The sequence below is a fragment of the Micromonospora rifamycinica genome (assembly GCF_900090265.1).
Classification (GTDB): domain Bacteria; phylum Actinomycetota; class Actinomycetes; order Mycobacteriales; family Micromonosporaceae; genus Micromonospora; species Micromonospora rifamycinica.
On record NZ_LT607752.1, the window covers coordinates 3177355 to 3201110 of the forward strand.

At 71.8% G+C, this 23756-nt stretch carries 20 protein-coding genes; 12 read left to right on the forward strand and 8 right to left on the reverse strand.

The genetic code is table 11. The features are described from left to right. Positions 1-47: 47 nt before the first annotated feature. Positions 48-1100 carry a GlxA family transcriptional regulator gene (locus GA0070623_RS12875; protein WP_067302091.1) on the forward strand — a complete coding sequence of 351 codons (1053 nt, stop codon included), beginning with the start codon at positions 48-50 and terminating at the stop codon, positions 1098-1100. Here the strand turns inward: GA0070623_RS12875 and GA0070623_RS12880 are convergent. The 3 genes from GA0070623_RS12880 to GA0070623_RS12890 form a co-directional block, all read right to left on the reverse strand. Next, positions 1065-1541 (reverse strand): hypothetical protein, encoded by a 477-nt coding sequence (locus GA0070623_RS12880; RefSeq protein WP_067302088.1) that lies wholly within the window; start codon positions 1539-1541, stop codon positions 1065-1067. The genes GA0070623_RS12875 and GA0070623_RS12880 overlap by 36 nt on opposite strands. A 118-nt stretch (positions 1542-1659) precedes the next feature. Next, positions 1660-3615, reverse strand: coding sequence for a VWA domain-containing protein (locus GA0070623_RS12885; protein WP_067302085.1), 1956 nt, complete (start codon positions 3613-3615; stop codon positions 1660-1662). A 2-nt stretch (positions 3616-3617) separates the two neighbouring features. Continuing rightward, positions 3618-5156, reverse strand: a complete 1539-nt coding sequence (locus GA0070623_RS12890; protein ID WP_067302081.1) for a magnesium chelatase — start codon at positions 5154-5156, stop codon at positions 3618-3620. A 175-nt stretch (positions 5157-5331) separates the two neighbouring features. On the opposite strand from GA0070623_RS12890, the gene GA0070623_RS12895 reads away from it, so the two are divergent. Beyond that, complete coding sequence (locus tag GA0070623_RS12895; protein ID WP_067302078.1) at positions 5332-6321, forward strand: aldo/keto reductase; 990 nt, start codon at positions 5332-5334, stop codon at positions 6319-6321. Between the two features lie 117 nt (positions 6322-6438). Here the strand turns inward: GA0070623_RS12895 and GA0070623_RS12900 are convergent, their stop codons facing one another. Beyond that, entirely contained in the window at positions 6439-7404 is a 966-nt protein-coding gene (locus GA0070623_RS12900; RefSeq protein WP_067302075.1) for a lytic polysaccharide monooxygenase auxiliary activity family 9 protein, read from the reverse strand. Between the two features lie 134 nt (positions 7405-7538). On the opposite strand from GA0070623_RS12900, the gene GA0070623_RS12905 reads away from it, so the two are divergent. The 7 genes from GA0070623_RS12905 to GA0070623_RS12935 all read left to right on the forward strand — a co-directional run bounded on the left by GA0070623_RS12905 (position 7539) and on the right by GA0070623_RS12935 (position 17355). After that, positions 7539-9800 carry a DUF4153 domain-containing protein gene (locus GA0070623_RS12905; RefSeq protein WP_067302072.1) on the forward strand — a complete coding sequence of 754 codons (2262 nt, stop codon included), beginning with the start codon at positions 7539-7541 and terminating at the stop codon, positions 9798-9800. Positions 9801-10010: 210 nt separating this feature from the next. After that, entirely contained in the window at positions 10011-14099 is a 4089-nt protein-coding gene (locus GA0070623_RS12910) for an Ig-like domain-containing protein (protein WP_231932770.1), read from the forward strand. Between the two features lie 294 nt (positions 14100-14393). Next, entirely contained in the window at positions 14394-15107 is a 714-nt protein-coding gene (locus tag GA0070623_RS12915; RefSeq protein WP_067302099.1) for an EcsC family protein, read from the forward strand. A 62-nt stretch (positions 15108-15169) separates the two neighbouring features. Then, positions 15170-15433, forward strand: a complete 264-nt coding sequence (locus GA0070623_RS12920; protein ID WP_084261045.1) for a transposase — start codon at positions 15170-15172, stop codon at positions 15431-15433. A gap of 299 nt (positions 15434-15732) precedes the next feature. Continuing rightward, positions 15733-15963, forward strand: coding sequence for a colicin E3/pyocin S6 family cytotoxin (locus GA0070623_RS31660; RefSeq protein WP_084261044.1), 231 nt, complete (start codon positions 15733-15735; stop codon positions 15961-15963). Continuing rightward, positions 15956-16333, forward strand: coding sequence for a hypothetical protein (locus tag GA0070623_RS29945; protein WP_157517443.1), 378 nt, complete (start codon positions 15956-15958; stop codon positions 16331-16333). Before GA0070623_RS31660 ends, GA0070623_RS29945 begins: the two co-directional genes overlap by 8 nt. 74 nt (positions 16334-16407) lie before the next feature. Continuing rightward, positions 16408-17355, forward strand: a complete 948-nt coding sequence (locus tag GA0070623_RS12935; protein WP_157746968.1) for an ImmA/IrrE family metallo-endopeptidase — start codon at positions 16408-16410, stop codon at positions 17353-17355. Between the two features lie 36 nt (positions 17356-17391). Here GA0070623_RS12935 and GA0070623_RS12940 read toward each other — a convergent pair whose 3' ends face one another. Both GA0070623_RS12940 and GA0070623_RS12945 read right to left on the reverse strand, forming a co-directional pair. Continuing rightward, positions 17392-17592 (reverse strand): DUF397 domain-containing protein, encoded by a 201-nt coding sequence (locus GA0070623_RS12940; protein WP_067302061.1) that lies wholly within the window; start codon positions 17590-17592, stop codon positions 17392-17394. After that, positions 17592-18491 (reverse strand): helix-turn-helix domain-containing protein, encoded by a 900-nt coding sequence (locus tag GA0070623_RS12945; RefSeq protein WP_089004025.1) that lies wholly within the window; start codon positions 18489-18491, stop codon positions 17592-17594. Before GA0070623_RS12945 ends, GA0070623_RS12940 begins: the two co-directional genes overlap by 1 nt. A 139-nt stretch (positions 18492-18630) precedes the next feature. Here GA0070623_RS12945 and GA0070623_RS12950 point away from each other — a divergent pair, with 139 nt between their 5' ends. From GA0070623_RS12950 to GA0070623_RS30990, 3 genes are all read left to right on the forward strand, one after another. Further along, the gene (locus GA0070623_RS12950; protein ID WP_067302056.1) at positions 18631-18972 is read left to right on the forward strand and encodes a hypothetical protein; all 342 of its coding nucleotides are present in this window, start codon (positions 18631-18633) and stop codon (positions 18970-18972) included. Positions 18973-19094: 122 nt separating this feature from the next. Beyond that, positions 19095-20009 carry a DNA-processing protein DprA gene (locus GA0070623_RS12955; protein ID WP_067302053.1) on the forward strand — a complete coding sequence of 305 codons (915 nt, stop codon included), beginning with the start codon at positions 19095-19097 and terminating at the stop codon, positions 20007-20009. Positions 20010-20241: 232 nt separating this feature from the next. Further along, on the forward strand, positions 20242-20538 hold the full coding sequence (locus GA0070623_RS30990) for a hypothetical protein (protein WP_231932771.1): 297 nt from the start codon (positions 20242-20244) through the stop codon (positions 20536-20538). Here GA0070623_RS30990 and GA0070623_RS12965 read toward each other — a convergent pair. Together GA0070623_RS12965 and GA0070623_RS12970 are read right to left on the reverse strand one after the other, a co-directional pair. Continuing rightward, a complete protein-coding gene (locus GA0070623_RS12965; RefSeq protein WP_067302050.1) occupies positions 20525-21283 on the reverse strand; it encodes a phytanoyl-CoA dioxygenase family protein in 759 nt (252 codons plus the stop codon). The two genes, GA0070623_RS30990 and GA0070623_RS12965, sit on opposite strands and share 14 nt — an antisense overlap. A 34-nt stretch (positions 21284-21317) precedes the next feature. Further along, positions 21318-23729: a CehA/McbA family metallohydrolase gene (locus tag GA0070623_RS12970; protein WP_157517442.1), complete on the reverse strand. Its 2412-nt coding sequence runs from the start codon at positions 23727-23729 to the stop codon at positions 21318-21320. Positions 23730-23756: the final 27 nt, after the last annotated feature.

The following is a 23756-nucleotide window of genomic DNA, read 5'->3' on the forward strand; positions in this document are numbered from 1 at the left end:
ACCCGGTGGTGAGTGGCCGGAAAGCCATCGTACGCAATAATCGGGCCATGACCCTCGTGCCGCACCGGATCGGCGTGCTCGCTCTCGACGGGGTGGTCGGCCTCGACCTGGGCACCCCGGCGCAGGTCTTCGGGGCGGCCCGCGACGCCGACCGGCGACCGCTCTACACCGTCGACACCTGCACCCCCGGCGGCCGGCCGGTGCGCAGCTCCGCCGGCTTCCGGGTCCTCCCCGACCACGGGCTCGACCTGCTGGCCACCGTCGACACGGTGGTGCTGCCCGGCCTGCACGGCAGCGCCCCGATGACCGACGGCACGATCGACCCGGCGGTGACCGTGGCGCTGCGGGCCGCCCACCGGCGGGGCGCGCGGATCATGTCGATCTGCACCGGCGCGTTCGCGCTGGCCGCCGCCGGGCTGCTCGACGGGCTGCCGGCGACCACCCACTGGGCGTACGCGGACCACTTCCGCCGGCTCCACCCGACCGTCGACCTCGACCCGGACGTGCTCTTCATCGACGCCGGCCGGGTGCTCACCTCGGCCGGCGTCGCCGCCGGGATCGACCTCTGCCTGCACGTCGTGCGCAGCGACCACGGCAGCGCGGTGGCCAACCGGGCGGCCCGACGGTGCGTGGTGCCGCCGTGGCGCGACGGCGGCCAGGCCCAGTACATCGAACGACCGGTGCCCCGCACCCCGGCCAGCGGCACCTCGACCACCCGGGAGTGGGCCCGGCAACGGCTGCACGAGCCGGTCACCCTGCGGGAACTCGCCGCCCACGCCCGGATGAGCGTCCGCACCTTCACCCGGCACTTCCGCTCGGAGACCGGGCTGAGCCCGGCACAGTGGCTGCTCCAGCAGCGCACCGACCACGCCCGGCTGCTCCTGGAGACCACCGACCTGAGCGTCGAGCAGGTGGCCCGGCGGGCCGGCTTCGGCACCACCGCCGCGCTGCGCCAGCGGCTGCACACCCGGATCGGGGTCTCCCCGTCGGCCTACCGTCGCACCTTCCGCCGCGCAGACTCCGGCACCCGGCCCGACGGCTCACCACCCGTCCCGGCCCCGGGCTCAGGCGGGTTGCGGCTGGTCGCGGAGCATCCGTAGCTGCGCCAGATGCCGGGGCAGGTGCACCCGGGCGTGCAGGTCGAGCGTGCGCGACCAGGGCAGCGGTTCGTCGACGACCAGCTCGAAACCCTCCCGCAGGTGCGTCTCGACCGGAGTGTCGGCGGCCGGGCCGAGCCGGTCCACCAGCGCGCAGAGCCGCCGGCTGGTGGCCCGCAGCACGGTGGTCAGGCCGGGCAGCCCGCCGCACTCGGCGACCAGGGCGTCCAGCTCCGGCCGGTGGACGCCGGCCAGGTCGTAGAAGGCGAACGGCGCACCGGCCAGCACCGCCTCGGACACCTCGCTCATCAGCCCGTCGTTGGCGACCAGGTGCGCCACGATCCGCGCCGCGTCCCACCCGCCCGGCCCCGCCGGGCCGAAGCCGCCCGCCTCCACCTCGGCGAGCACACTCCGGTACGCCGCTCGCAGCCCCGCGCTCTCCACCCGTCCAGTCAACCCCGCGACACCCCGTCGGGCGGGGGGTTGTACGGGCCGGATCACCCGGACGGGCGGCCCGGCCCGGCACGGCCGGCATCGACGCCCGGCACCGGCACGGCCGGCGTCAACGCCCGGCGGCGCCCCGGGAACGGAGGTAGTCGGAGACCACGTACTCGCCCAGGTCACCGAGGTCGGGGGTGAACAGCCGGCCCCGGGCACGGCGGGCCACCGCGTCCATGAAGCGCCGCAGGTCGGGATCCTCACCCAGCAGGAAGAGGTTGAGGGTGACCCCGGCACGGGCCAGCCGGTCCACCTCGCGGACGGTGGCCCGGACCGTCTCCGGCAGCGGCGGCCACTGGAAGTACGCCTCGCCGTCGTCCGGGTCGAGGTGCGCGGTCGGCTCGCCGTCGGTGACCACCAGCACCACCGGCTCCGCCCCCGGATGGCGGCGCAGGTGCCGACCGGCCAGCCGCAGCGCGTGCTGGAGGTTGGTGCCCTGCCGCCGGTCCGGCTCCGCCGCCGCCAGCTGCTGCTGCGTCAACGGCATCGCCTCCAGGCCGAAGCCGACGATCTGCAGCGCGTCCTGCGGGAACCGGGTCGCCATCAGATGCGACAGGGCCAGCGCCGTCTGTTTCATCGGCCCCCACCGCCCCTGCGACACCATCGAGTACGACAGGTCCACGCAGAGCGCCACCGCCGCCGACGCCCGCCGTTCCGTCTCCACCACCTCGAAGTCCTCGACGGCGAGTTGCAGCGGCACGGTGGGACCGGCCCGGCGGACCGCCCGGGTGAGCGTGCGTACCACGTCCAGCGGCTGCTCGTCGCCGTACTCCCACTGCCGGGAGGCCCCGCTGACCTCGCCGGCCGCCCCGGCCGTCCGCAGGTCGTGCTGGCCGCGCGGGCCGGCGGTGAGGTCGGCGAAGACCCGGCGCAGCGCGGTGCCCGCCAGCCGGCGCAGCGCCTTCGGGCTGAGCGTCAGCCCCTCGGCGTCCCGGCCCACCCAGCCCTGCCGACGCAGCTCCCGCTCCAGCTCCCGCAACCGGATAACGTCGTCGGCGGCGTCGCGGCCCAGCGTCCGGGCCACCGCGTCGACGTCCACGTCGTCCAGGGTGGCCCCGGGGTGCTCCTGGTCGAGGGAGTCGAGCAGGTCGTCCAGCTCGGCGATCTCGTCCAGCGCCCCGGCCGCCTCGCCGTAGCCGAGCGGCCGGTCGCCCCGGACCCGCTCGCCCCGCTGCCAGTCCAGGTCGGGGCGCAACGCGCGCAGCTGGGCGTCGAGCGCGGACAGCTCACCGGCGAGCCGGTCACCGAGCGACTGCCGCATCAGCCCGGCCAGCTCCTCGCGCTGCCGGTCCGACAGCGACCGCATCAGCCGCTGGCCGGCGGCCGACCGGCGGGCCAGCACGTCGACCAGCTCGTCGACGTCGCGCGGCTGCTCCGGGAAGAACTCGCCGTGCCGGCGCATGAACTCGGCGAACGCGTCGGTGGTGTCCTCGTGCCGGGCGTGCCGGGCAAGCAGGTCGTTGAGGTCGTGCATCATCTCGGCGAGCTGCGCCTGCACGGCAGGATCCCCGGCGGCCCGCGCGGCGTCGCGCAGCCCGGCGAACCGCTGCTCCAGCACCTCCCCGCGCAGTCCGTCGAGAATCCGCTGGTATGCCTGCCGGGCCTCGTCGCTGGTCCACCGGTACCCGGACAGCTCCTGCACCGCGCGGGCGGTGGACCGGGGCAGGTTGTCCAGCACCGTCTCGGCGAACCGGGCGTCGTCGTCGGTGCGCCCGCGCAGCGCGTCCCGCTCCGCGGCGAGGGCCTGGTCGAGCAGCGCCCGGGACCGGGTCACCGCGCCGTCCAGGTCACCCCGGCGCAGCGCCTCCCGGCGCAGCCGACGGGCGCGGGCGGCCAGCTCGTCCAAGCCGCCCCGGCCCTGCGGGCCACGGCGCAGCAGGTCGCGCAGCGCCTCCCGGAGGCTGCCCCCGGCCAGCACCTCCGCGCCGACGGCGTCCACCGCGGCCCGCACGTCGTACGGCGGGGCGAGCGGGTCGGGGCCGCCCTGCCACTGGCCGTACCGGAACCGGTTGCCGGCCATGCTCAGCTCCGGCCGCCGTAGACGGTACGACCCGACTCGGTGACGTCCTTGCCGAGCCGGCGGGTCAGGTGCAGCCCCTCCAGCACGAACTCGACACCGGCGGCGGCCTGCTCCGGGGTGGGCGCGTCGCCCAGCCCCAACCGGTCCAGCGCCTTGGCCAGCCCCGGCACGGTGCCGACCTGGCGCAGCAGCTCCGCCGAGGGGACGAGTTCCCCGGTCTCGATCACCGCCCCCTCGGCGACCAGGGCGGTGAAGCCGGAGAGGTCCAACCCGGCCAGCCGGGACCGGAACGTCTCAGCGGTCGCGGTCCGCAGCAGGTGGCCCAGGATCTCGGTCTCCCGCCCCTCCTCGCCGCTCTCGAACTCGACCTTGCCGCGCAGCGTCGAGGTCACCGACACCGCGTCACCGACCCGGGCGACCGGCGACTCCTCGCGTACCGTGCCGTCGCCGGCGGCGGACGCGGAGCCGGCGGCGGACGCGGAGCCGGCGGCGGACGCGGAGCCGGGCGGTGCGGCCCGGGAGGCGGCGGGACCGGCGAGCAGGCCGGCACGGCGCAGCGCGGCGGCCGCGACCGTCTCGGCGGCGGCGATGGCGAACCGGGCGGAGACGCCGGAGCGCGGGTCCACCGACGGCGACTCACGCACCGCGCGGGCGAACCGGGCCAGCACCTCCAGCACGTGCTCCGGCACCTCGGCGACCAGGTCGGCCTCCTGCCGGATCAGGGCCAGCTCCAGGTCCAGGTCGACCGGGTAGTGGGTCCGCACCTCCGCGCCGAACCGGTCCTTGAGCGGGGTGATGATCCGGCCCCGGTTGGTGTAGTCCTCCGGGTTGGCGCTGGCCACCAGGAACAGGTCGAGCGGCAGGCGGAGCTGGTAGCCGCGGACCTGGATGTCCCGCTCCTCCAGCACGTTGAGCAGCGCCACCTGGATCCGTTCGGCCAGGTCGGGCAGCTCGTTGACGGCGAAGATCCCCCGGTTGGTCCGGGGCACCAACCCGAAGTGGATGGTCTCCGGGTCGCCGAGGGTACGACCCTGGGCGAGCCGGATCGGGTCGACGTCACCGATCAGGTCACCGACGCTGGTGTCCGGGGTCGCGAGCTTCTCGCCGTACCGCATCGAGCGGTGCAGCCAGCCGATCGGCAGGTCGTCGCCGGCCTCGGCGACCAGCGCGCGGGAGGCCGGGGTGAGCGGGTGCAGCGGGTGCTCGTTGAGCACCGAGCCGGGGAGCACCGGGGTCCACTCGTCGAGCAGCGCCACCAGCGAACGGATCAGTCGGGTCTTGCCCTGTCCGCGTTCGCCGAGCAGCACCATGTCGTGGCCGGCGAGCAGCGCCCGCTCGACCTCGGGCAGCACGCTGTCGTCGTAGCCGACGATGCCGGGGAAGCGGTCCCCGCCGGAGCGCATCCGGGCGAGGAGGTTGTGGCGGAGTTCCTGCTTGACGGTCTGGTACCGGTGTCCGGCGGCGCGCAGCGCGCCGATGGTGCCCGGCAGGTCGGCGGGCGGGACCGGGAGAGCCTGGTTGGGCGCAGTCACCCGTCCCACGCTAGCGCGGTCCCGCGTCCGCCGCCGCCGTCACCGGGACCGTCCCTGCGGCCGCCGGTCTCCCGGGCCGCCGGCCGGGCGGCGTCACCGGGGCCGCAGACCGCCCGACGGGACGGACCACCCGGGCGCGACCAGGGTGAACGTCCCGTCGGCGGGCGGGGCTAGGGTCGACGGCGTGACCTACCTCGCCGCGGACGACCGCTACGACCAGATGACCTACCGCCGCAGCGGGCGCAGTGGCCTGCGCCTGCCGGCGATCTCCCTCGGGCTGTGGCACAACTTCGGGCCGGACCGCCCGTTCGCCCGGCAGCGGGACATCGTCCTACGCGCGTTCGACCTCGGTGTCACCCACTTCGACCTGGCCAACAACTACGGTCCGCCACCCGGCGCGGCGGAGGAGGCGTTCGGCCGGCTGCTCGCCACCGACCTGAAGTCGTACCGGGACGAGTTGGTGGTGTCCAGCAAGGCCGGCTACCTGATGTGGCCCGGCCCGTACGGCGAGTGGGGTTCCCGCAAGAACCTGATCTCGTCGCTGGACCAGTCGCTACGGCGGATGGGCCTGGACTACGTGGACGTCTTCTACTCGCACCGCTTCGACCCGGACACCCCGCTGGAGGAGACGATGGGCGCGCTGGACGCCATCGTCCGGTCCGGCCGGGCGCTCTACGTCGGCGTCTCCAACTACGACGCGGAGCAGACCAGGCGGGCCGCCGCCATCCTGCGTGACCTGGGCACCCCGCTGCTGATCAACCAGCCGTCGTACTCGATGTTCAACCGGTGGACCGAGGCCGACGGGCTGCTCGACACGCTGGCCGAGGTCGGGGCGGGCTGCATCGCGTACAGTCCGCTGGCCCAGGGGCTGCTCACCGACCGCTACCTCGGCGGCATCCCCGCGGACTCCCGGGCCCGCACCAGCGTCTTCCTCGACGAGACCGACGTGACCGACGAGAAGCTGGCCACCGTCCGGGGCCTCGCCGGGCTGGCCGAGCGGCGCGGGCAGACGCTCGCCCAGCTCGCCCTCTGCTGGGCGCTGCGGGATCCGCGGATGACCAGCCTGATCATCGGGGCGAGCAGCGTCGCCCAGCTGGAGGGCAACGTCGCCGCCCTGTCCCACCCCGACCTGACCCCCGACGAACTGGCCGAGATCGACCGCCTCCTCAACTGACCGCCCCCGAGCCGGGCCGGCGCACGTGGGCTGAAACAGCGGTGTCCGCGCGTGCGGATACCGCTACTTCGGCGCGGTTGTGTGGATCATGCGGCCGGCCGGTCGACCGGCGGTGGCTCACCAGATGCGGCGGCGGCCGGCGCGGTGGTTGCGGACGCCGCAGGGGCGGCCGGGCGGGACCGGGGCCGGGCGGCGCAGCCGGGTCGCCACCAGCGCCACCACCAGCACGGTCAGCACCACCGCCGCGCCCACCACCAGCCGTAGGTCGCCGCCCCCGACCCGGGTCACGGACGCCACCGGCACGCCGGCCTCCTCCCCCGCGCCGACCGACCCGTCGACGTCCGAGGCGGCGTCGGCGGAGTCAGCCGGGGCCGGATCGGCACCGGTCGTCGCGGCACCACCCGGCACGGGCGACGACGTGGCCGCGGCGGCGTCGGCCGGGCTGGCCGCGAGCACCCCGGCCGCTGGCCGGAACAGCACGTCGGAGCAGGAGTAGTAGGTGTCCGGGGTGTCGGAGTTCTGCCACACCGTGTAGATCAGGTGCCGGCCGGTCAGCCCCGCGGGCAGCCGCCCCGGGATCTGGTACGACCCGTCCCGCAGTGGCGGGTCGGTCACCGACAGGAACGGGATGGTGTCGAGGTCGGCCCAGCGGAGCCGGGTCTGCGGGTCGTACCCCGGACGGGTGGTGTAGAGCCGGAAGGTGCCCTTGTGCGGGATGGTGCCCCGGTAGCGGAAGACGTACTTCGCGCCGGCGGTCAGCTCGGTCGCCGGCCAGTCCGCCCGGGCCAGGTCCAACCCCCGGTAGGCGGAGAGCCCACCGCTGCACAGCTCGCCGTCCGGGATGCGCTCCCGGTCCCGGCCCGCGACACCGTACACCCGGATGTTGTCCCACTCCCGCAGCGCCGCACCCGCCGACACCGCCGCCCGGCAGGCCGGCGTCGAGACGTGCGGCCCCTGCGGGCCGCAGGCCGCCGAACGGCTCAGCGGGCTGGTGGGTGCGCCGTGCGCGGCGGCGGGAGCCGCGTCGAGCAGCACGGTCACCGCCACGACCGTGAGGGCGGCGAGCGTTCGGCGTACGGTCATCTGGTCCTCCCGCCCTTGGTACGGACGCGGGCCGGCAAAGGTTCGACGTTTCGACGCGCCGTGCCGGTGACGGGGCCGCGACGAGGACCGGTTCGCTCTACAGTGACCGCACTTCCCGTATCAAGGAGCACACCGTGTCCGAGCCGGAGCCGACGTCAGACTCCCCCGGCGGCAGCCCGACGCCGCCCGGGTCGCCGTATCTGTTGGCCCTGCCCGCGCTGGAAGGGATGCCACCGGCGATCAGGTGGCCCGGTCAGGAGGGTGCGCCGGGGTGGGCCATCCCGGTCCAGGTGCCGGACGGCACCCTCGGGTACGCCCTCTTCCTGCCCCTGGTGTCGGCGACCACCGACGCCCCGACGGGCGACCGAGACCGCACCGACGCCCCGACGGGCGACCGAGACCGCACCGACGCCCCGAGGGGCGACCGAGACGGCCCGGAGCCCGCCGCTGCCGCCGCCACGCCGACAGCGGCGCTCTCCCCGTCCAGCGCACCCGCCCAGCCGGCCCCCGCCACCGCGCCGACCCTGCCGGAACCCGCCGCCGTGCCCTCGCAGCCCGGCCCCACCGCCGCCACCGTGCCCACGCAGCCCGGCCCCGCCACCGCGTGCCCTGCCGCGCCGACCGCCCGCAGCGATGGAGGTCCGGCCGCGGCGGCCGGTGACCCGGCCGGCGGGGTTTCCGCACCGGCCGGGCCGGTACCCGCCGATCCACCGGCGACGACAGCCGGCCAGGGGGCCGCCGCCGGCTCCGGCCAGGGGGCCGCCGCCAGCCCCGGCCAGGGGGTGACCGTTCCGGCACCGCGCGCCGGGGCCGCCGCAGCGGCCGGTGGACGGCCGGTCCCGCACTGGGGCGGGTCACCGACGCCCTGGATCCCGCAGCCACCACCGCCGTCGTTCCTCAGCACCCGGTGGCCCGGTCCCCGGCCCGGCAGCGGATGGGCGGTGCCGGCGGCGGTGCTCGCCGGTGCGCTGGGGGTGGCGTTCTTCGTCCCGCTGAGCCGCACCGGCATCGGCTGGTTCCTCGGCTGGCTGATCCTCACCGCCGGGGTGGTCGCCGCCGTCCGGAAGAGCACCGGGGCGCTGACCCGCACCGACCGCCTGATCCGGGGCGGCTGGGCGGTGGCCGCGCTGGCGCTGCTGACCGTGCTGGCCTTCCGCAACGCCTGGTGGCTGGTGACCTTCTGCGTGTTCGGGGCGCTGGGCTGCGCGACACTGGCCATCGTGGGCGGCCGGCAGGTCCGTTCGATCCTGTTCAGCCTGGTCGCGGCCCCGTTCGCGGCGCTACGCGGGCTGCCCTGGGTACGCCGGCACGTCACCGCGACCGGCACCGGCCAGGTGCTGCGTCGGGTCGTCGGCTCGGTGGTCGCCACGGTGCTGGTGCTGCTCGTCTTCGGGCTGCTGCTCTCCTCCGCCGACGCCGCCTTCAACGAGGTGCTCGGTGCGGTCGTACCCGAGATCAACGTCCCCACGGTGGTCCGCTGGCTGTTCCTGGCCGCCGTGGGCGGGCTGATCGCGGTCGCCGCCGTCTACACCCTGGCCGCCCCGCCGGACCTGTCCACCGTCGACCGGGAGAGCCGCCGCCGGTGGGGGACGCTGGAGTGGTTCCCGGCCATCGCGGCGTTGACCCTGCTCTTCGTCGGCTTCGTCGCGGTGCAGTTCACCGTGCTCTTCGGCGGTCAGCGGCACGTCCTGCGCACCGCCGGCCTGAGCTACGCCGAGTACGCCCGCAGCGGGTTCTGGCAACTGACCGTGGTGACCCTGCTGACCGTGGCGGTGCTGGGTGGGGTGAGCCGATGGGCCCGGCGGGAGACCCGGGTCGAACGGATCCTGCTGCGGGTCCTGCTCGGGCTACTCAGCGCGCTCAGCGTGGTGATCGTGGTGTCGGCGCTGTCCCGGATGTACACGTACCAGAAGGTCTACAGCTTCACCGGGGAGCGGATCTTCGTGATGGCCTTCGAGCTGCTGCTCGGCGCGGTCTTCCTGATGATCCTGGCGGCGGGCGTGCGGTGGCAGGGGCGCTGGATCCCCGGCGCGACCGTCGGCCTGGCCGTGGTGATGCTGCTCAGCCTGGCCGTGCTCAACCCGGAGGACTACGCGGCCCGCCGCAACATCGCCCGGTACGAGCAGACCGGCAAGATCGACGCCTGGTACCTGCGGGCGCTCTCCGCCGACGCCACCCCGGCCCTGGCCAACCTGCCGGACCGGGTCCGCCGCTGCACGTTGAGCTGGATCGACGACGACCTCGCCGAGCCGGATCCGTGGTACGCCTGGAACCTGGGCCGTACCCGGGCCCGCGCCGAGCTGGACCGGCTGGGTGCACGCGCCATCGGCGGGCAGAAGGACTGCAAGGCCGCCGACCAGTTCGACCTGCCGAAGACCAGGCGCACCCCGCGCTGACCATCCCGGCCGCTCGTCGACCCGTCCGATTACCCGCCGGGTTACCGTCGAGGGCGCATTTCCCCTGGTAGGACAGTATTCGATCAGCCAGAAAACGGCTGTCAACGGAAACCTCGGAGAAACCGGGGCTGGTTAGCGTTCGCGACCGTTGAACGCTCAACTCGCTCCGAGGAGACCCCTTTGACGGTACGAACATCGAGGAGCACACGCGTGCTCCTCTCGGTGATCGTCGCGGTGACGGCCCCGGTGGCCCTGGCGGGGACGGCCACCGCGGCCCCACCCACCGCGCTCGCGCCGCCCCCGGCGACCGCGACCGACCTGCCCGATCCGACGGCCCGCGGCCCCTTCGGTCACCGGGCCGTCCAGGAGGCCAAGTTCGGCCTCGCCGCCATCCAGGAACCCAACTCCGCCGGCGCCGACCCGACGGCCGGGACCGCGCAGGCCGCGGAGCGGATCGAGATCCGGGGCCAGCTCCACACCCCGGACTTCACCCGGCGCAGCACGCCGTCGCCGGTGCTCGTGCTGGTGCACGGCAACCATGGCTCGTGCGACTCCGGTCAGGACACCGCCCAGCTCACCTGCGCCCAGTTCAAGCACAACGAGAACGGCTACGCCTACCTGGCGGAAAACCTCGCCACCTGGGGTTACACCACCTTCTCGGTGTCCCAGGACCAGCTGATGATGCGGCAGGACGGCAACAAGGGCAAAGGGATGCACAGCCGGCGGATGCTGATCGCCGCGACCCTGGACGCGCTGAGCGCGGCGAACCGCCCCGGCGGCCTGCCGGTCGACGAACACACCACTGTCGGCACCACCCTCGCCGGCCGCCTCGACCTGACCCGCATCGGCCTCATGGGACACTCCCGCGGTGGTGACGCGGTGTCCAGCTTCATCGACTACAACCGCATCCGCACCGACGGGCCGCGCTACCCGCTGCGCGGGGTGATCTCGCTCGCCCCGGTGGACTACGAGCGCAAGGCCCCGTACGGGATGCCGTACCTGTCGATCCTGCCGATGTGCGACGGCGACGTCTCCAACCTCCAGGGCGCGCGGCTCTTCGAGCGCAGCCAGTACGTCAACCCGGGTGACCCGTTCCCCCGGATCCAGGTCGAGCACCTCGGCGCGATCCACAACTGGTACAACACCGTCTGGTACGCCGACGGCGGCGCGGACGGCCAGGCCAACAACGACGCGGCCTGCGGCAACTCCGCGCCGTTCGCGACGAACAACATCCACCCGCACAACCTGCGGCTCAGCGGCGCGGCCAGCTACACCGACCCGGCCCTGAACTACGCCATCGACAACTCCGACCCGCTGAACCCGGCCGTGAACACCAAGTTCTCCGGCGACCCGGCGCGGATGGGTGACCAGGAGAAGCTGGGCCTGGCGACGATGGCGGCGTTCTTCCGCCGCTACGTCGGCGGCGAGGGCGCGTTCCAGCCCTACCTGACCGGCGAGCTGGCGAACACCCCCGGCGGGTTGCAGGTCCCGGCGTCGGCCTGCCCGACCAGCCCGTCCGGCACCGCGATCGGATGCGACGAGCGGGTCAACACCAGCTACTTCGCCGCCCCGCAGGAGCGGGTGGACGTGATCCGGCCCGAGGTGAACAACCCGCTCACCCGTAACGCCCTCGGCGGCACGCTGACCGGCAGCGGCTTCGCCGACCCGTACGCGCAGGCCGCCGGGGTCACCCCGAAACCGGCGAGCACCCCCGGCGGGTACGACTGGTGCAACCCGGAGCCGCAGGACTTCGCGCCGGGGCAGCTCGGGAAGACGGGGCTGCCGACCGCCGCCAAGCCCTGCCCGCTGCCGGCGGCCGGCGCGCTCGGCGGGCAGAACGGCACCCGGGAGAACAGCCCGGTCAACCACTCCTACGGCCGCCAGCTCACCCTCGCCTGGGAGCCGGGCTCGGCCGCGTCGCTGACCGCCGCGATCCCGGCCGCGTCCGGTGACGTACGGCACCTCAAGGCGTTGGCGCTCAGCGCCGCCGTCAACTTCTTCGACACCCGCAACCCGGGTGCCGACAACCGGGGCGACAACACCCGGGACACCACCGTCGACGGCACCCCGGCCAACCCGGTGTGGCCGAACGAGAAGCCCACGTCGTACGACCCGGCCTCGACGACCCAGCGGTTCGTCATCGCGCTGCGGGACGCCGCCGGTCACGAGGGGACCGTCGACGCCGGGGATCCCCGCTGGGGCAACGCCCTGCACATGTCGACCGGCACGAACACCCCGAACACCCACATCGTCCTGGACCAGATCCGGGTTCCGCTGGCCGAGTTCGCGGCGCAGGGCGTCGACGTCGGCGCGCTGGCGAAGCTGGAACTCCGGTTCGGGGTGGGCGACCTGCCGAAGTCCGGTTCGATCGAGCTGGCCGACGTACGCTTCCAGGAATCCGACGCGGGGGCGTCCCTGTTGTCCGACGGCGACCGGGCCGACGGCGCGGGTCACGGCCCGTCCGCCCTCGGCGGCCCCGACCCGGCGACCTATCTGGCCGGCTACGACAACACCCCGGGCAACGTCGCGCTCGTCGACCCGGTGGCCAACCCGCAGGGCAACACCACCTGGACGGTCGACGACGACCGGAAGCAGTGCCCGACGGCCGACTTCGCCTCGATCCAGCGTGCCGTCGACTTCGCCTCGCCGTGGGACACCATCGTGGTGTGCGCGGGTGTCTACCAGGAGTCGTCGACGCCGGTGAACCATGCGTCCAACCCGGTGCAGACCGGGGCGCGCAACGGCCTGACCGTCACCAAGCCGCTGAAGATCAAGGGGGCCGGTGCGGACAAGGTGACCATCATGCCCGACCCGTCGCTGGGCGACCTGGCCGGCGACCAGCCGTACCTACGCGACGGCGGCGGCAACGTGATCACCGTGTCCCGGCAGTCGCTCGGCTCGACCGACACCAACGAGATGTTCCTCGACCTGTCGGGGGTGACGGTCACCTCCGGTGAGGTCTGGGCCGAGGCGGGCATCGCCTTCTTCGGCGCGGCCGGCCGGGTGGCGGACAGCATCGTCGGCCCGCTGCGGACGGCGAGCACCGACGAGGAACTGGCCGCCCACCCGCACGGCTGGGGCATCGTCAAGACCGGCATCATCCGGGGGGCGGGCACCGGCACCGTCGAGAGCGAGGTGACCGTCACCGGCAGCGTGGTCCGGGGCTACCAGTCCGGCGGCATCCTCTTCGACGGCGCGCGGGGCCGCGACGGCACCCCCGAGACCACCGTCCGCTCCGGCATCCGCCAGCACGGGTACGTGACCGACACCGTGGTCACCGGCGAGCCGAACAGCCGGTTCCCGCAGACCGGCATCGCCTACACCAGCGGGACGACCGGTTTCGTGAACACCAGCCGGGTCACCGGGAACTACTACCGGCCCGCCCCTTCCCGGTCGTACGGCATCCTGCTCACCGATGCCGGCACCGAGACGGCCGGCGCGCTCACCGGCACCCGCAACGTGCTCACCGGCAACGGGTTCGCCGTCTACAACGCCAACGCCGACAACACCGCGGTACGCGAGGGCGCCCCGTTCGCGTTGACCGGCAGTTACCTCGGCAGCGGGCCACCGGTGCCGGGCGGCCCGGCGGTCCCGGACACCGGCGTCGAGGCCATCTCCGGGGTGGACGGCACCGGCAGCGCCACGGTCAGCGTCACCAAGCGCCGCCCGACCCCGCCACCGGCGGTGCCGACCGCAGTGGGTCGGGTCGCCGACGCCGCCCCCTCGGCCGAGCTGGCCGACCCGGGACGTGGCGCGGTGTTCCGGGTCGGGTCGACGGTGCACCCGCTGGTCCGGGGCACCGACGACTTCGCCGTCGCCTCGGCGAGCCTGTTCGTCAACGGCACCCTGGTCGGCACCAGCACCACCGCCCCCTACCTGTTCGACTGGACGCCGACGGCGAAGGACGCCGGTAGGCAGGTCAGGTTCCAGGCGATGGTGGTCGACTCGTCCGGGCAGTCGACGCTGTCCAAGCCGGTCATCGGCACGGTCGACCCGGCAACCCCGGCCCCGACCGTACGGATCGACTCGGTCGAGACCAGCCCCACCTCGGGGACGGCGACGCTCACCGCGACGGTGAACACCGCCGGCACCCTCACCCTCACCGGTGACAAGGTGGTGGCGGTCACCCGGCAGGTGGCGAAGGCGAACACCGTCACGGTGACCGTGACGGTCGCCCCCGCGTACCGGCAGACCCTGGTCAGGACGGGTCGGCTCGACGTGACGCTCACTGTCGGATTCGGCAACGCGGCCGGGCAGAGCCCGGGTGAGACGGTGCAGGTGACCCTGGTCAGATCGTGACGACCCGGCGCTGAGGGGAGGGGTCCGCCGGGATCCCTCCCCTCAGTACGTGCACCACCGAACCGGGTCTGTCGGCTAGCCGATCGAACCGACGATCTGGCATCCCCTTTGTGGATCATACGTACGTCCCGCGAGCGACGCCCTGCGGTGCCGGGCCGCTCGACGCGGTACGCAACCGGCGCTGGGTCGTCGCCGTCATGCGGGGTGACCAGCGCCGCCCCGTCCGTCTGCACCGGTCCGGCCTCGCGCCTGGTCAGCGGTCGGCTGATCCGCACGGCCAGGAACGGAGTAACGATGGACGCGGACGAGCACAGCGACGCCCCTTCCAACGCGATAGCCCGCCACTTCCAGAACCTGACCGTGAAGGTCATCCAGGATGGCGTCGGCCCGATCACCGGGTCGGTCCCCTACGCGGAGGCCCGCCTCAGCAAGGCCATGTCGGCCGCAGGGGATCCGATCATCGACTCCGACGGCACGCCCCTGCGTGAGCACGCGAGCGAAGCGGCGATCGAGCGGGTGATCGATCGACTGATCAAGGAGTCGGTGGCTGCGGCGTCCACCAACGGCTTCGTCACCGGTCTGGGCGGTTTCGTGGCCATGCCCGTGACCCTCCCCGCGAACATCGCCGGGTCGCTGGTGATCAACGCACGACTCGTCGGATCGATCGCTTACCTGCGGGGTTATGACATCTCGGATCCGCACTTCCAGACCTTCATCGTTCTCACCACGGCAGGCGGAACGCTGGCGGGCTCGCTCCAGGGGGTGGGAGTCAAGGTGGGGGCGAAGTTGACCGCCCAGATGATCAGAACGATCCCGATCGCCGTCATCCGGAAGATCAACCAACGGGTCGGCTTCATGCTTCTCGCCAAGTACGGGACACAGCGTTCGGCCATCACCCTGGCAAAGGGCATCCCGATCGCGGGGGGCCTCGTCGGTGCCGGGATGGATGCCGCCCTCACCGCTCTGGTGGGCCGCACGGCCAAGGCCAACTTCCCGGCATCCATCTGACCCGCCGGGGTACGGCGTGACCAGGCCGACGAGACGAACGCGCCGACACCTAGGCCCGCGACATGCTACGCACCTCCCTGGAGATCATCCGCAAGCCCGCCGACCAGCAAGAGTTCGTCGTACACCGCCGCCGCTGGGTGGTGGATCGAACCCTTGCCTGGCCCACCACCTACCGCCGCCGCCTGGCCCGCGACTACGAAACCCAACCGGCCACCTCGCAAGGCATCATCCGCTGGGCCGCGACCGCCGGCATGCTCGGCCGCCTCACCCGAGGCGCCGAGCATGCCACCCGCCAACAACGCCGCGCTCTCAACAAATCCGACTGACAGACATGCGAAACGCTCACTCAGGAACGTCGACCCACCTAACCCTCATTTTTCGGCACCCTCCACAGCACCTGGGCCTGAACGAACTCCTCGACCATGAAGGCGGACCTGAACGAATCCTTGATGGCGGACCATTCCCCCTGCCCGACGCCCTCTTCCCCCCGAGTGTCGGATGTCCGACAAAAAATGCAGATCGGGACGCTTGCGCCGGACCGCATCAGACAACCTCAGATCGTTACAATTTTGAGGTTTGCGCTGCGCCCCTCTAGCACCTTGGTTCGATCGGAGCCATACTGACCTTGACGTATACACCCCTACCCAGACCCTGCATTGTAGATGATCTAGAAAACCTGGGGGCACGCAAGGGAGTCCGTCGTTGGCGGGATCGCGCCGGACGCATTTACACCTACGATGGTCAACACTGCGAACTAGAGGTCTTCAACTCCCGCGGTCGGCACATAGGTGTCGCGGATGTATACACTGGAGAGTTTATCAAGCCCGCAGTTAGAGGAAGGAAGATCGATGTTTAAGCTTATCCAGAGAAAGCGATCCGACGATCGGTCCAACTTCATCGACGACGTGCTGCGGGGAAAGGCAACTCTCGACCAGATCGACGACTACATCGATCGGTGGCATGACGCGCCCGATGGCTCCCCTGCCGCATCCGTGGAGCTCCACGAGTTCCTGGGCATGACGTGGGAAGAATATCGCCTCTGGGGCGAGCGTCCTGAATCTCTTCGTTTCACCGTGGCCGCCCGTCGGGCGAACAAACCGGTATCGGATATCCTCCGTTCAGACCGGGCACTAGGCGCAGCCGCACGGTCAAGCAGCAAGACCGATGCTGAGCTGGTACTCACCTGGCTGAAGTCCCGGGGGCGGATCGGAAAAATCGCAGACTGATAATGGAAGAAAGTGAACTCGGACTTTGGTCCACCCGAAGCCCTGACGAGCCCGCACGATCTCTGGCCTCAACCATGGTTGAGCGATACGATCTGGTTCCTCCGGTCAACATCAAGGCACTCCTACGTGACTGCGCAGATCTCTACTTTGAGGGCTGGCCGTTCACTGGCTGCGACGCCCTAGTCCACGGTCTACACCTGCCCCGGCCGCAGGTATTCGTGCGCAACGGACTACCTCCACGCCGGGAAAGACTCACTCTCGCCCACGAGTACGGCCATATCAAGATGGGCTGGCACTACGGGACAGTGGGATGCCAGGCTGTCCCGAGCGAGGTGGCCATCGAAGCGGCCGAAGGAATTCCTGGCCCGACACATGACGCCGATGACCAGGAGCGCGAAGCGACCCGCTTCGCCAGTTATCTCCTCATCCCGGACCGCCACCTAGTGCCATTGATCAACAACGCCGACATGGGTCTCATCCTCGACGGACTGGACCGCACAGGCGTCTCTGCGGATGCTGCATTCATGCGGCTGAGAGACCTCCTTCAGCCCGGCTTCCTGTTCACCTTTGAGGTGAAGTCCGACCGACGTTTCTACACCTCGCCAGGAACTGTCATGCCGACATCCTCCAGCCGACTCCGGATATCGAGCCTAAGAGAGGCGTCAGCTGACTCAGGTACGGCTTATGTCGGTGGGCGGCGTGTCGATTGGTTCCGGCTGACAGATTTCGCAGCATTCGAGCCTGCGCCCGGGTCGCAATCGGCAACTGAACTGCTTCGTTCCGCCATAAATTCGCACGAAAATGACCCGGAGTTCCAACAAAAGCTGCTTCTCAGCATAAACGGAGTAGTCGGGGGCAGCCTTTCCGCAGAACGCGCCCGGCACCCTGAACAGGCGCTGGCGCTACTTCGTCACAAGTTCGACAGCAAGCCGGAGTTTCAGGAGATCGTCAATGACCCCAGCTTCGACCTGTACCTGAGGCGCAAGGTGGAGGAGTGGGCCGTCAAGCGAGGAATTCTCTGAGCGAGTCTTCCGCCATCGGACCAAGGTGGCCGGCTGTCAGCTCGTGGTGTCGGTCTTGAGGCCGGTCAGGAAGCTGACCCAGGAGTGGCCGTCGAAGGCGAGCACCGGGCCGCTGCGGTCCTTGGTGTCGCGGACGTCCACCGCGCCACCGACGAACCGCACCTCGACGCAGGCCGCGTTGTCGGAGCTGCGGGAGGACTTGAACCAGCCACGATCGGGGGTGGGGAGAGCGGCCATCACGTCATCTCCTTGGCGATCCGCCGGATCAGCACCAGCGACTCCGCCGAGCTTAACGCCCGTTCCCGCGCCTCGGCGAAGGTGACGACGTAGTCCGCGACCCGGCTGGACTGGTCGATGATGTCGCTGGAGGTCAGCACCTCCTGCCAGACCAGGTCGGCCAGCCGGGGAGACGGGAACGACAGGATCTGGAATGGGCCGCCGAGCGCGGGATGCGCCCCGGCGGTAAAAGGCATCACCCGGATCTCGAACTGTTCCGGGCGTTCGGTCAGCAGCCGGTCGAGGTGGTCGAGCTGGGCGCGCATCACCTCCCGGCCGCCCACCTGCTGCCGCAGCGCGCCCTCGGCGATCACGGAGGTCAGCCGCAGCGGATGGTCACCGTCGAGCCGCCGCTGCCGCGCCATCCGCACGGCGACCCGCCGATCCATCTCCGTCAGCCGCACGTAGGTGTTGCCACCCCGGATCACCGCGCGGGCGTACTCCTCGGTCTGCAACAGCCCGTGCAGGAGTTCGTTGTGGTAACTGCGGACATGCTCCGCGCCCGCCTCGTAGCCGAGGAAGCGCAGGAAGTCGGCCGGGAAGAGCTGCGAGTACTGGTGCCACCAGGCCCGCTGCATGGCCGCGACCCGCAACCCCTCCAGCTCGGCGGCATCGGCGGGGTCGATCTCGTAGGCCGCGACGAGCTGGGCCAGCCGTTCGCCCGGCAGCTTGACCCGCCCGGCCTCCACCCCCGAGATGTACGCCTGCGTGATGCCGCTGGCACGACCTGCCGCCACCGCCGTCATCCCCACCTCCTCACGCCGCTCCCGCAGCCGGAGCCCCAGCTCCCACGCCTGCACGGTGGGCGACACGAGTGGTGCGGTCGACTTGCGGCGCGTCCTCGACGTGTTGGGTGTCATCACTGTCCCGTCCTGTCCCTGTCGCGGCTGTCTCGCCGACCATGCTAGAGCGAAACGCCGAGCGCCGTCTACTTGATATAAACGCCAGCATCGGCAATGCTGCCTGCTACGAGCTTCGCACCGCAGACGAGGAGGCAGCATGCCGAACGAGATCAGGCTGGTCCCCAAGGAACCGCAGGTGCGGCATGCGTTCTCGCTCTGCCGGATCGTCGACGCCGGCACCCCCGACCAGTGGTACGACCTGCTCGGTGTCGTCCGGGTGCCGGTCGACCGGCTGGCCCCGGACAAGCTGTGCGACCAGCTACGCCCCTGGGCGCTGGCCACCCTGGCGACCGGCGGCTACGGCTTCGGCCGCTACTACGCCTGCTACTCCACGCTCGACGAGGACGACGAACCCGACAAGGCCATCGCGCACGAGGACATCGACTGGTCCGGCAGCACCGTCCTGGTCCCCGCCGACCAACCAGCCACCTCGTGCTGAACCTTGACGCTCACAGGAATCGAACATATGTTCGATGCGTGGTGTCCGCCGATAATCCCCGCCAGCAGCAGCCACCGGGATGGCTGAGCCAGAACGGCACGTCAGGGCCTACGACCGTGCCCATGGACACGGCGATGATCGAGCGGGCTGCCCTGGTCGCCCTCCTTCGCCGCCCGCAGGCAAGCTGGTCAGAGACGGCCCTGGACATCCAGGAGGACGGCAGCGCCAATGCCGTCCTCGACCGCACCGTCGGCCACTACGACACGCTCTTTCCGCAGGCAGAGTCGACCACCGAGCTGATCGACACTGCCACCGCCGAGATTGCCGGCTGGCAGGCGGAGGGGATCGGCGTTCACGCCTTCTTCGACGCCACCTACCCGGCTCAGCTGCTCGGCATCCGAGAGATGCCGCCGCTGCTGTTCAGCCGGGGCGACCTTCGGGTTCATGACCGGGCGGTGGCCGTCGTCGGCAGCCGTAAGGCGAGCAGCGACGGGCTACGGATCGCCCGGGCGGTCGCCACCACCCTCGCCGGGCGTGGAGTGACCGTGGTCAGTGGACTCGCCAGCGGCATCGACACCGCCGCTCACTCCGCCGCGTTGGAAGCAGGCGGGCGCACCGTGGCGGTCATCGGCACCGGGATACGCCGCTACTACCCGGCAGAAAACAGACGCCTCCAGGACCACATCGCCGATGTCGGGCTGGTGATCTCCCAGGTCTGGCCAGACGCCCCGCCGAGCCGACAGAGCTTCCCCATGCGCAACGCCGTCATGAGCGGCTACGCGGTTGCGACGGTTGTCGTCGAGGCAGGCGAGACCAGTGGAGCACGAATCCAGGCCAGGCTCGCGCTCCAGCACGGCCGCCCCGTCGTCCTGACTGGGCAGGTCATGCGGTGCGACTGGGCCAAGGCGTTCGCCGAGAACCCCGGCGTCTACGTCGTGCACGGCACCGCGCAACTCCTGGAAGCCGTCGACGACATCCTCAGTTACCAGCCCACCGAAGCCGGCCTGGAGAACTTCCCTGACTTCGCCCTCAGCTGACCAGCGCTGGGTCATCATCCGGCGGTACGTCGAAGTCCAGCGCGGATACCTACGCAACCCACTGCCGGCGTACCCCTGGATCTGCCCCACGTGCCGCGGAGTCCGAGGCGAGGGCTACTCGCTCTGCTTCCGCTGTCAATCCCACCTCGCCCGGTCGAACGGCGTCCTCGCGGACCTTGTTCTACCGATCTCCTACTCGCCCCGCACCTGGCAGCATCATTACAACCTCCGGATGTACAAGGGTGCGGCCCGGTCCGGGCAGGCCCAGCGGAATCTGCTCGTTCTCCTGCTGCTCTTCCTGCGCGACCACATCGCCTGCCTGACGGCCCGTACCGGTGCATCACCCACGCACGTCATCACCGTCCCCAGCACCCGTGTCCGCCCCGGCGTACATCCGCTCACCGAGCTCGTGGGTGGTCAGCTCCGCCTCCCCTGGATCACCAGCGCGGTCAACCCGAGCTACGGACCAGACGACCACGACTTCCACGCCGACTGTTTCGAGCGGCTTTCCCCGGTCACGGGACGCTGAGGATGTGGCGGGCGGCGGGGGTGAGCCGGTCGCGGGTCGCCGGCCGGAGGTAGCCGGCCTGGTCCACCTGCTGCTTGAGCCCGCGCCGGCAGAAGAAGGAGTGCAGGGCGCGGCGCGGCCGGTCGGTCCGGTTCGTGGTGCCGCCGTGCCACAGGTGGCTGTTGACGACGACCACGGTGCCGGCCGCCCCGAGCAGGGTGATCTCGTCGGGGTGCGGGTCCTCGGTGTTGTCCATGACGTGGGCCGGGCGCAGGCCGAGGCGGTGGCTGCCGGGGACGACGCGGGTGGCCCCGTTCTCCCCGGTGAAGTCGTCGATCATCCAGACCGAGTTGCAGACCTGGTAGTCGCCGGGCCGGAACGGTCTGCCCCAGTCGGCGTGCAGTCCCTGGTGACCGCCGCCGGGGAGGGCGGCCCGGCTGTTCAGGGAGGAGAGCGTGAAGTCGGGCAGCACGTGGGCGATCCCGGCGAGGACCCGGGGGTGGGTGTAGCAGACGTCGAAGGCGGGGTCCTTGTTGACGAGGTCGGCCAGCCGGTCGGTGCCGGCCTCCCGGTGCACCTCGGTGCCGGCCCGGTCGCCCTCCTCGGCGGAGAGTTCGGCGAGCCGGCGGCGGATCGTCTCCAACTGCTGCGCGGCCAGGATGCCCGGCAGCACCAGGAACCCGTCGGTGTCGAGCCGTGCCCGCTCGTCCTCGGACAGGGTGTCGTCAGTTACCCCGAGGTCACCCAGGGCGGTCCCGATGTCCATCTGGTCTCCTTCGTCGGCACGTCGGCGATGTCTGTCAGCTCCCGCGCTCGTCCAGTGCCCGCAGGGCCTCCAGGAACGGACGTTCCAGCCAGGCGAGGTGGTCGACCTCGCCGTGGTGGTGCGTGGTGGAGTGGTCGGGCCGGCGGGCCGCGGTGTGCCGGACGTAGTCGCGGGCACCCTTGATCAGGGTCCGGATCCGCCGGATCCCCTCGGGATCGGCCATCGCCCAGTCGCCGCCGCAGGCGACGTAGACCGGGGACGTGTGCGCGAAGACCCGGCGGGCCCATTCGTCGAGGTGGTAGTCGGTGCCGAAGGCCCGGCAGGCGAGCCACGAGTGCGCGCCGATCGGCAGGTCCGTGGTGATCTCCGCCTGTCGGCCCCCGTCGGTCTCCGCGCGGGCGACGACCTCGCCGTTGAGCACGACCTCGAGGCAACGTAGCGGGAAGATGCTGCGCACGGTGGCGTGCACCCGGACCGTCCCGGGTCCGGCGAGGCGGACGGTGTCGCCGGGTCCGTCACCGTCGACGGTGAGCGTCAGCAGCGGCCCTCCGGAGAGGAAGGTGCGCCCGGCCCGTACCGCCTGGCACCAGGCCGGATAGCTGAACTCGCCGTCCACCCGCGCGTACGTCCGGTAGAGGCCGACCGGCACGGCGCTGGACATCTTGTCGGTGCCGCCGACCAGCGGCAGCCGGTAGCCGCTGTTGAGATAGTGGTAGTACTCCTCCGTCGCGCCGTCCGAGTAGGCGGCCATCTCGACGGCGTCCGCCCGCCCGGTCGCCACCAGCACTGCCGGTTCGCCGTTGGGGTTCGGGAAGTGCGCCGCGACGACCGTGCCGCCCTGGGCGTGGGTCCGGTCGGCCCAGTCGCTCAACGTGGCGTCCAGCGCGCCGCCGAGTTCGGCCTCACCGGGGCCGTCGCTGCACCACGGCATGACCGGCTCGGTGAGGCCCCAGAGCACCACGTGGCCGAGCGTGTGCTGCCGGTTCTCCTGCCCGACGTACGTCAGGTAGCCGCCACCGTCGATCACGGCGGGCCGGCCGGAGAAGTCCTCGATGTTGGTGAACAGCGAGCCCCACTGCGACTGCAGCAGGTTGACCACCCGCAGGTCCTCACCGAGCTGTTCGAGCTGGGCGCCGGCGGTCGACAGGAAGTGCACGTGCGAGTCGCCCGACCACCATCCCTCCGCGGCCAGGTCGGCGATCCGGCCGATCCGCAGCTCCAGGCTCTGCTGACCCGGCTCGATCCGCACGGTCTGCCGCAGCGGCTCGTACTCGAAGCCGCGGGCGATGTCGACGATCACGTCGCCGCGCGGCAGCCACCCCTGGCAGGTGCCGTCGATGTACGCGTAGGTGCGCTCCCCCAGCCGGACGTCGCCGCCCACGTCGTAGTGCCAGCTCCGCAGGTTCTGTGCGACGTGCTGGTGGTGGCCGTGCGGCTGGTAGGGCACCCCGGCGGGCGAGCTGAAGTGGACCCGGCACGGCACCGGTGCGCCGGTCGCGTCGTCGACGACGGTGACGTGCACCCAGTTCCGGCCGCTCTCCACCACCTCCACGGACACCCGGCCGGTGTCCACCGGGCCCCGCTCGACGTCGGCCCAGCGCAGCCACGCGAGCTCCTCGTCGCCCTGGCGGACCGTGACGGTGGCCGAGGGCAGGGCGGCGACCAGCGCGTACCTGGACGTCCCGCCGGCGGTGCCCCAGCCGACCCGGTCGTCCTCGACGCCGGGCAGCGGCTGCGGGCTGGTGGCCACCCCCCGGTCGACGTGGACGCCGAGGGGGCCGGCCCGCCCGTCCTTCGGCGTCAGCCGCACCGGGCGGGCCGGGGTGCGGACGAAGGGGTGCTCGTCGACGTCGCTGGTCGTGATGCCGGCGACGATGAGGCGGGCGGACGTCGGGATGAACTCGATCCGTTCGACCGGCACCTGCGGGTGGGGGTTCTCCCAGCACCACAGGTAGTACCCGATGGGGGCCTGCCTGGTGTGTTCGGTCAGCCGGAAGCCGGCCTCGCCCCAGTCGTCGCCCGCGAAGCGGGGTTGCTCGTAGTCGGCGGTGTCGGTGACGCCGAGGAACGGCTGTCGGCTCCACAGTGGTGGGTGCACGATCTCGATCTCGAACCGCTCCCGGACCGGCACCCGGACGACCCGGCCGCCGGTCAGGTGGAACGCGTACTCCGCGACGGTCTGCCCGACCGGGTGGGCCACCGGGGCGTCCCGTTCGAGCAGCCGGTGCGCGATGATCACCCGGGGCGCGGGGCGGCCGATCCGGACCGACACCGGCGCGGTGGGCATCAGGTAGCACCGCTGCGCGGACGGCGGTTCCGACCCGATCAGGAACGGCAGGCCGCGCAGGTCCACCCGCCCGATCGGTGCCCGGCCCGGCGGCTCGCCGAGCACGTCGACACCGGCGTTGCACACCGCGGAGAGGTCCACTGGCTCGTAACTCGGCATTGATAGTCCGGGGACGCGGCGTCCGGA

Bases quoted from the DNA above. Each gene is read 5' to 3' on its own strand.
- GA0070623_RS29945 (WP_157517443.1), top strand. From the start codon at position 15,956: ATGTTTAAGCTTATCCAGAGAAAGCGATCCGACGATCGGTCCAACTTC.
- GA0070623_RS12950 (WP_067302056.1), top strand. From the start codon at position 18,631: ATGCCGAACGAGATCAGGCTGGTCCCCAAGGAACCGCAGGTGCGGCAT.
- GA0070623_RS12915 (WP_067302099.1), top strand. From the start codon at position 14,394: ATGGACGCGGACGAGCACAGCGACGCCCCTTCCAACGCGATAGCCCGC.
- GA0070623_RS12920 (WP_084261045.1), top strand. From the start codon at position 15,170: ATGCTACGCACCTCCCTGGAGATCATCCGCAAGCCCGCCGACCAGCAA.
- GA0070623_RS12965 (WP_067302050.1), bottom strand. From the start codon at position 21,283: ATGGACATCGGGACCGCCCTGGGTGACCTCGGGGTAACTGACGACACC.
- GA0070623_RS12875 (WP_067302091.1), top strand. From the start codon at position 48: ATGACCCTCGTGCCGCACCGGATCGGCGTGCTCGCTCTCGACGGGGTG.
- GA0070623_RS12970 (WP_157517442.1), bottom strand. From the start codon at position 23,729: ATGCCGAGTTACGAGCCAGTGGACCTCTCCGCGGTGTGCAACGCCGGT.
- GA0070623_RS12900 (WP_067302075.1), bottom strand. From the start codon at position 7,404: ATGACCGTACGCCGAACGCTCGCCGCCCTCACGGTCGTGGCGGTGACC.
- GA0070623_RS12940 (WP_067302061.1), bottom strand. From the start codon at position 17,592: ATGGCCGCTCTCCCCACCCCCGATCGTGGCTGGTTCAAGTCCTCCCGC.
- GA0070623_RS30990 (WP_231932771.1), top strand. From the start codon at position 20,242: ATGTACAAGGGTGCGGCCCGGTCCGGGCAGGCCCAGCGGAATCTGCTC.
- GA0070623_RS12955 (WP_067302053.1), top strand. From the start codon at position 19,095: ATGGACACGGCGATGATCGAGCGGGCTGCCCTGGTCGCCCTCCTTCGC.
- GA0070623_RS12945 (WP_089004025.1), bottom strand. From the start codon at position 18,491: ATGACACCCAACACGTCGAGGACGCGCCGCAAGTCGACCGCACCACTC.
- GA0070623_RS12885 (WP_067302085.1), bottom strand. From the start codon at position 3,615: ATGGCCGGCAACCGGTTCCGGTACGGCCAGTGGCAGGGCGGCCCCGAC.
- GA0070623_RS12935 (WP_157746968.1), top strand. From the start codon at position 16,408: ATGGTTGAGCGATACGATCTGGTTCCTCCGGTCAACATCAAGGCACTC.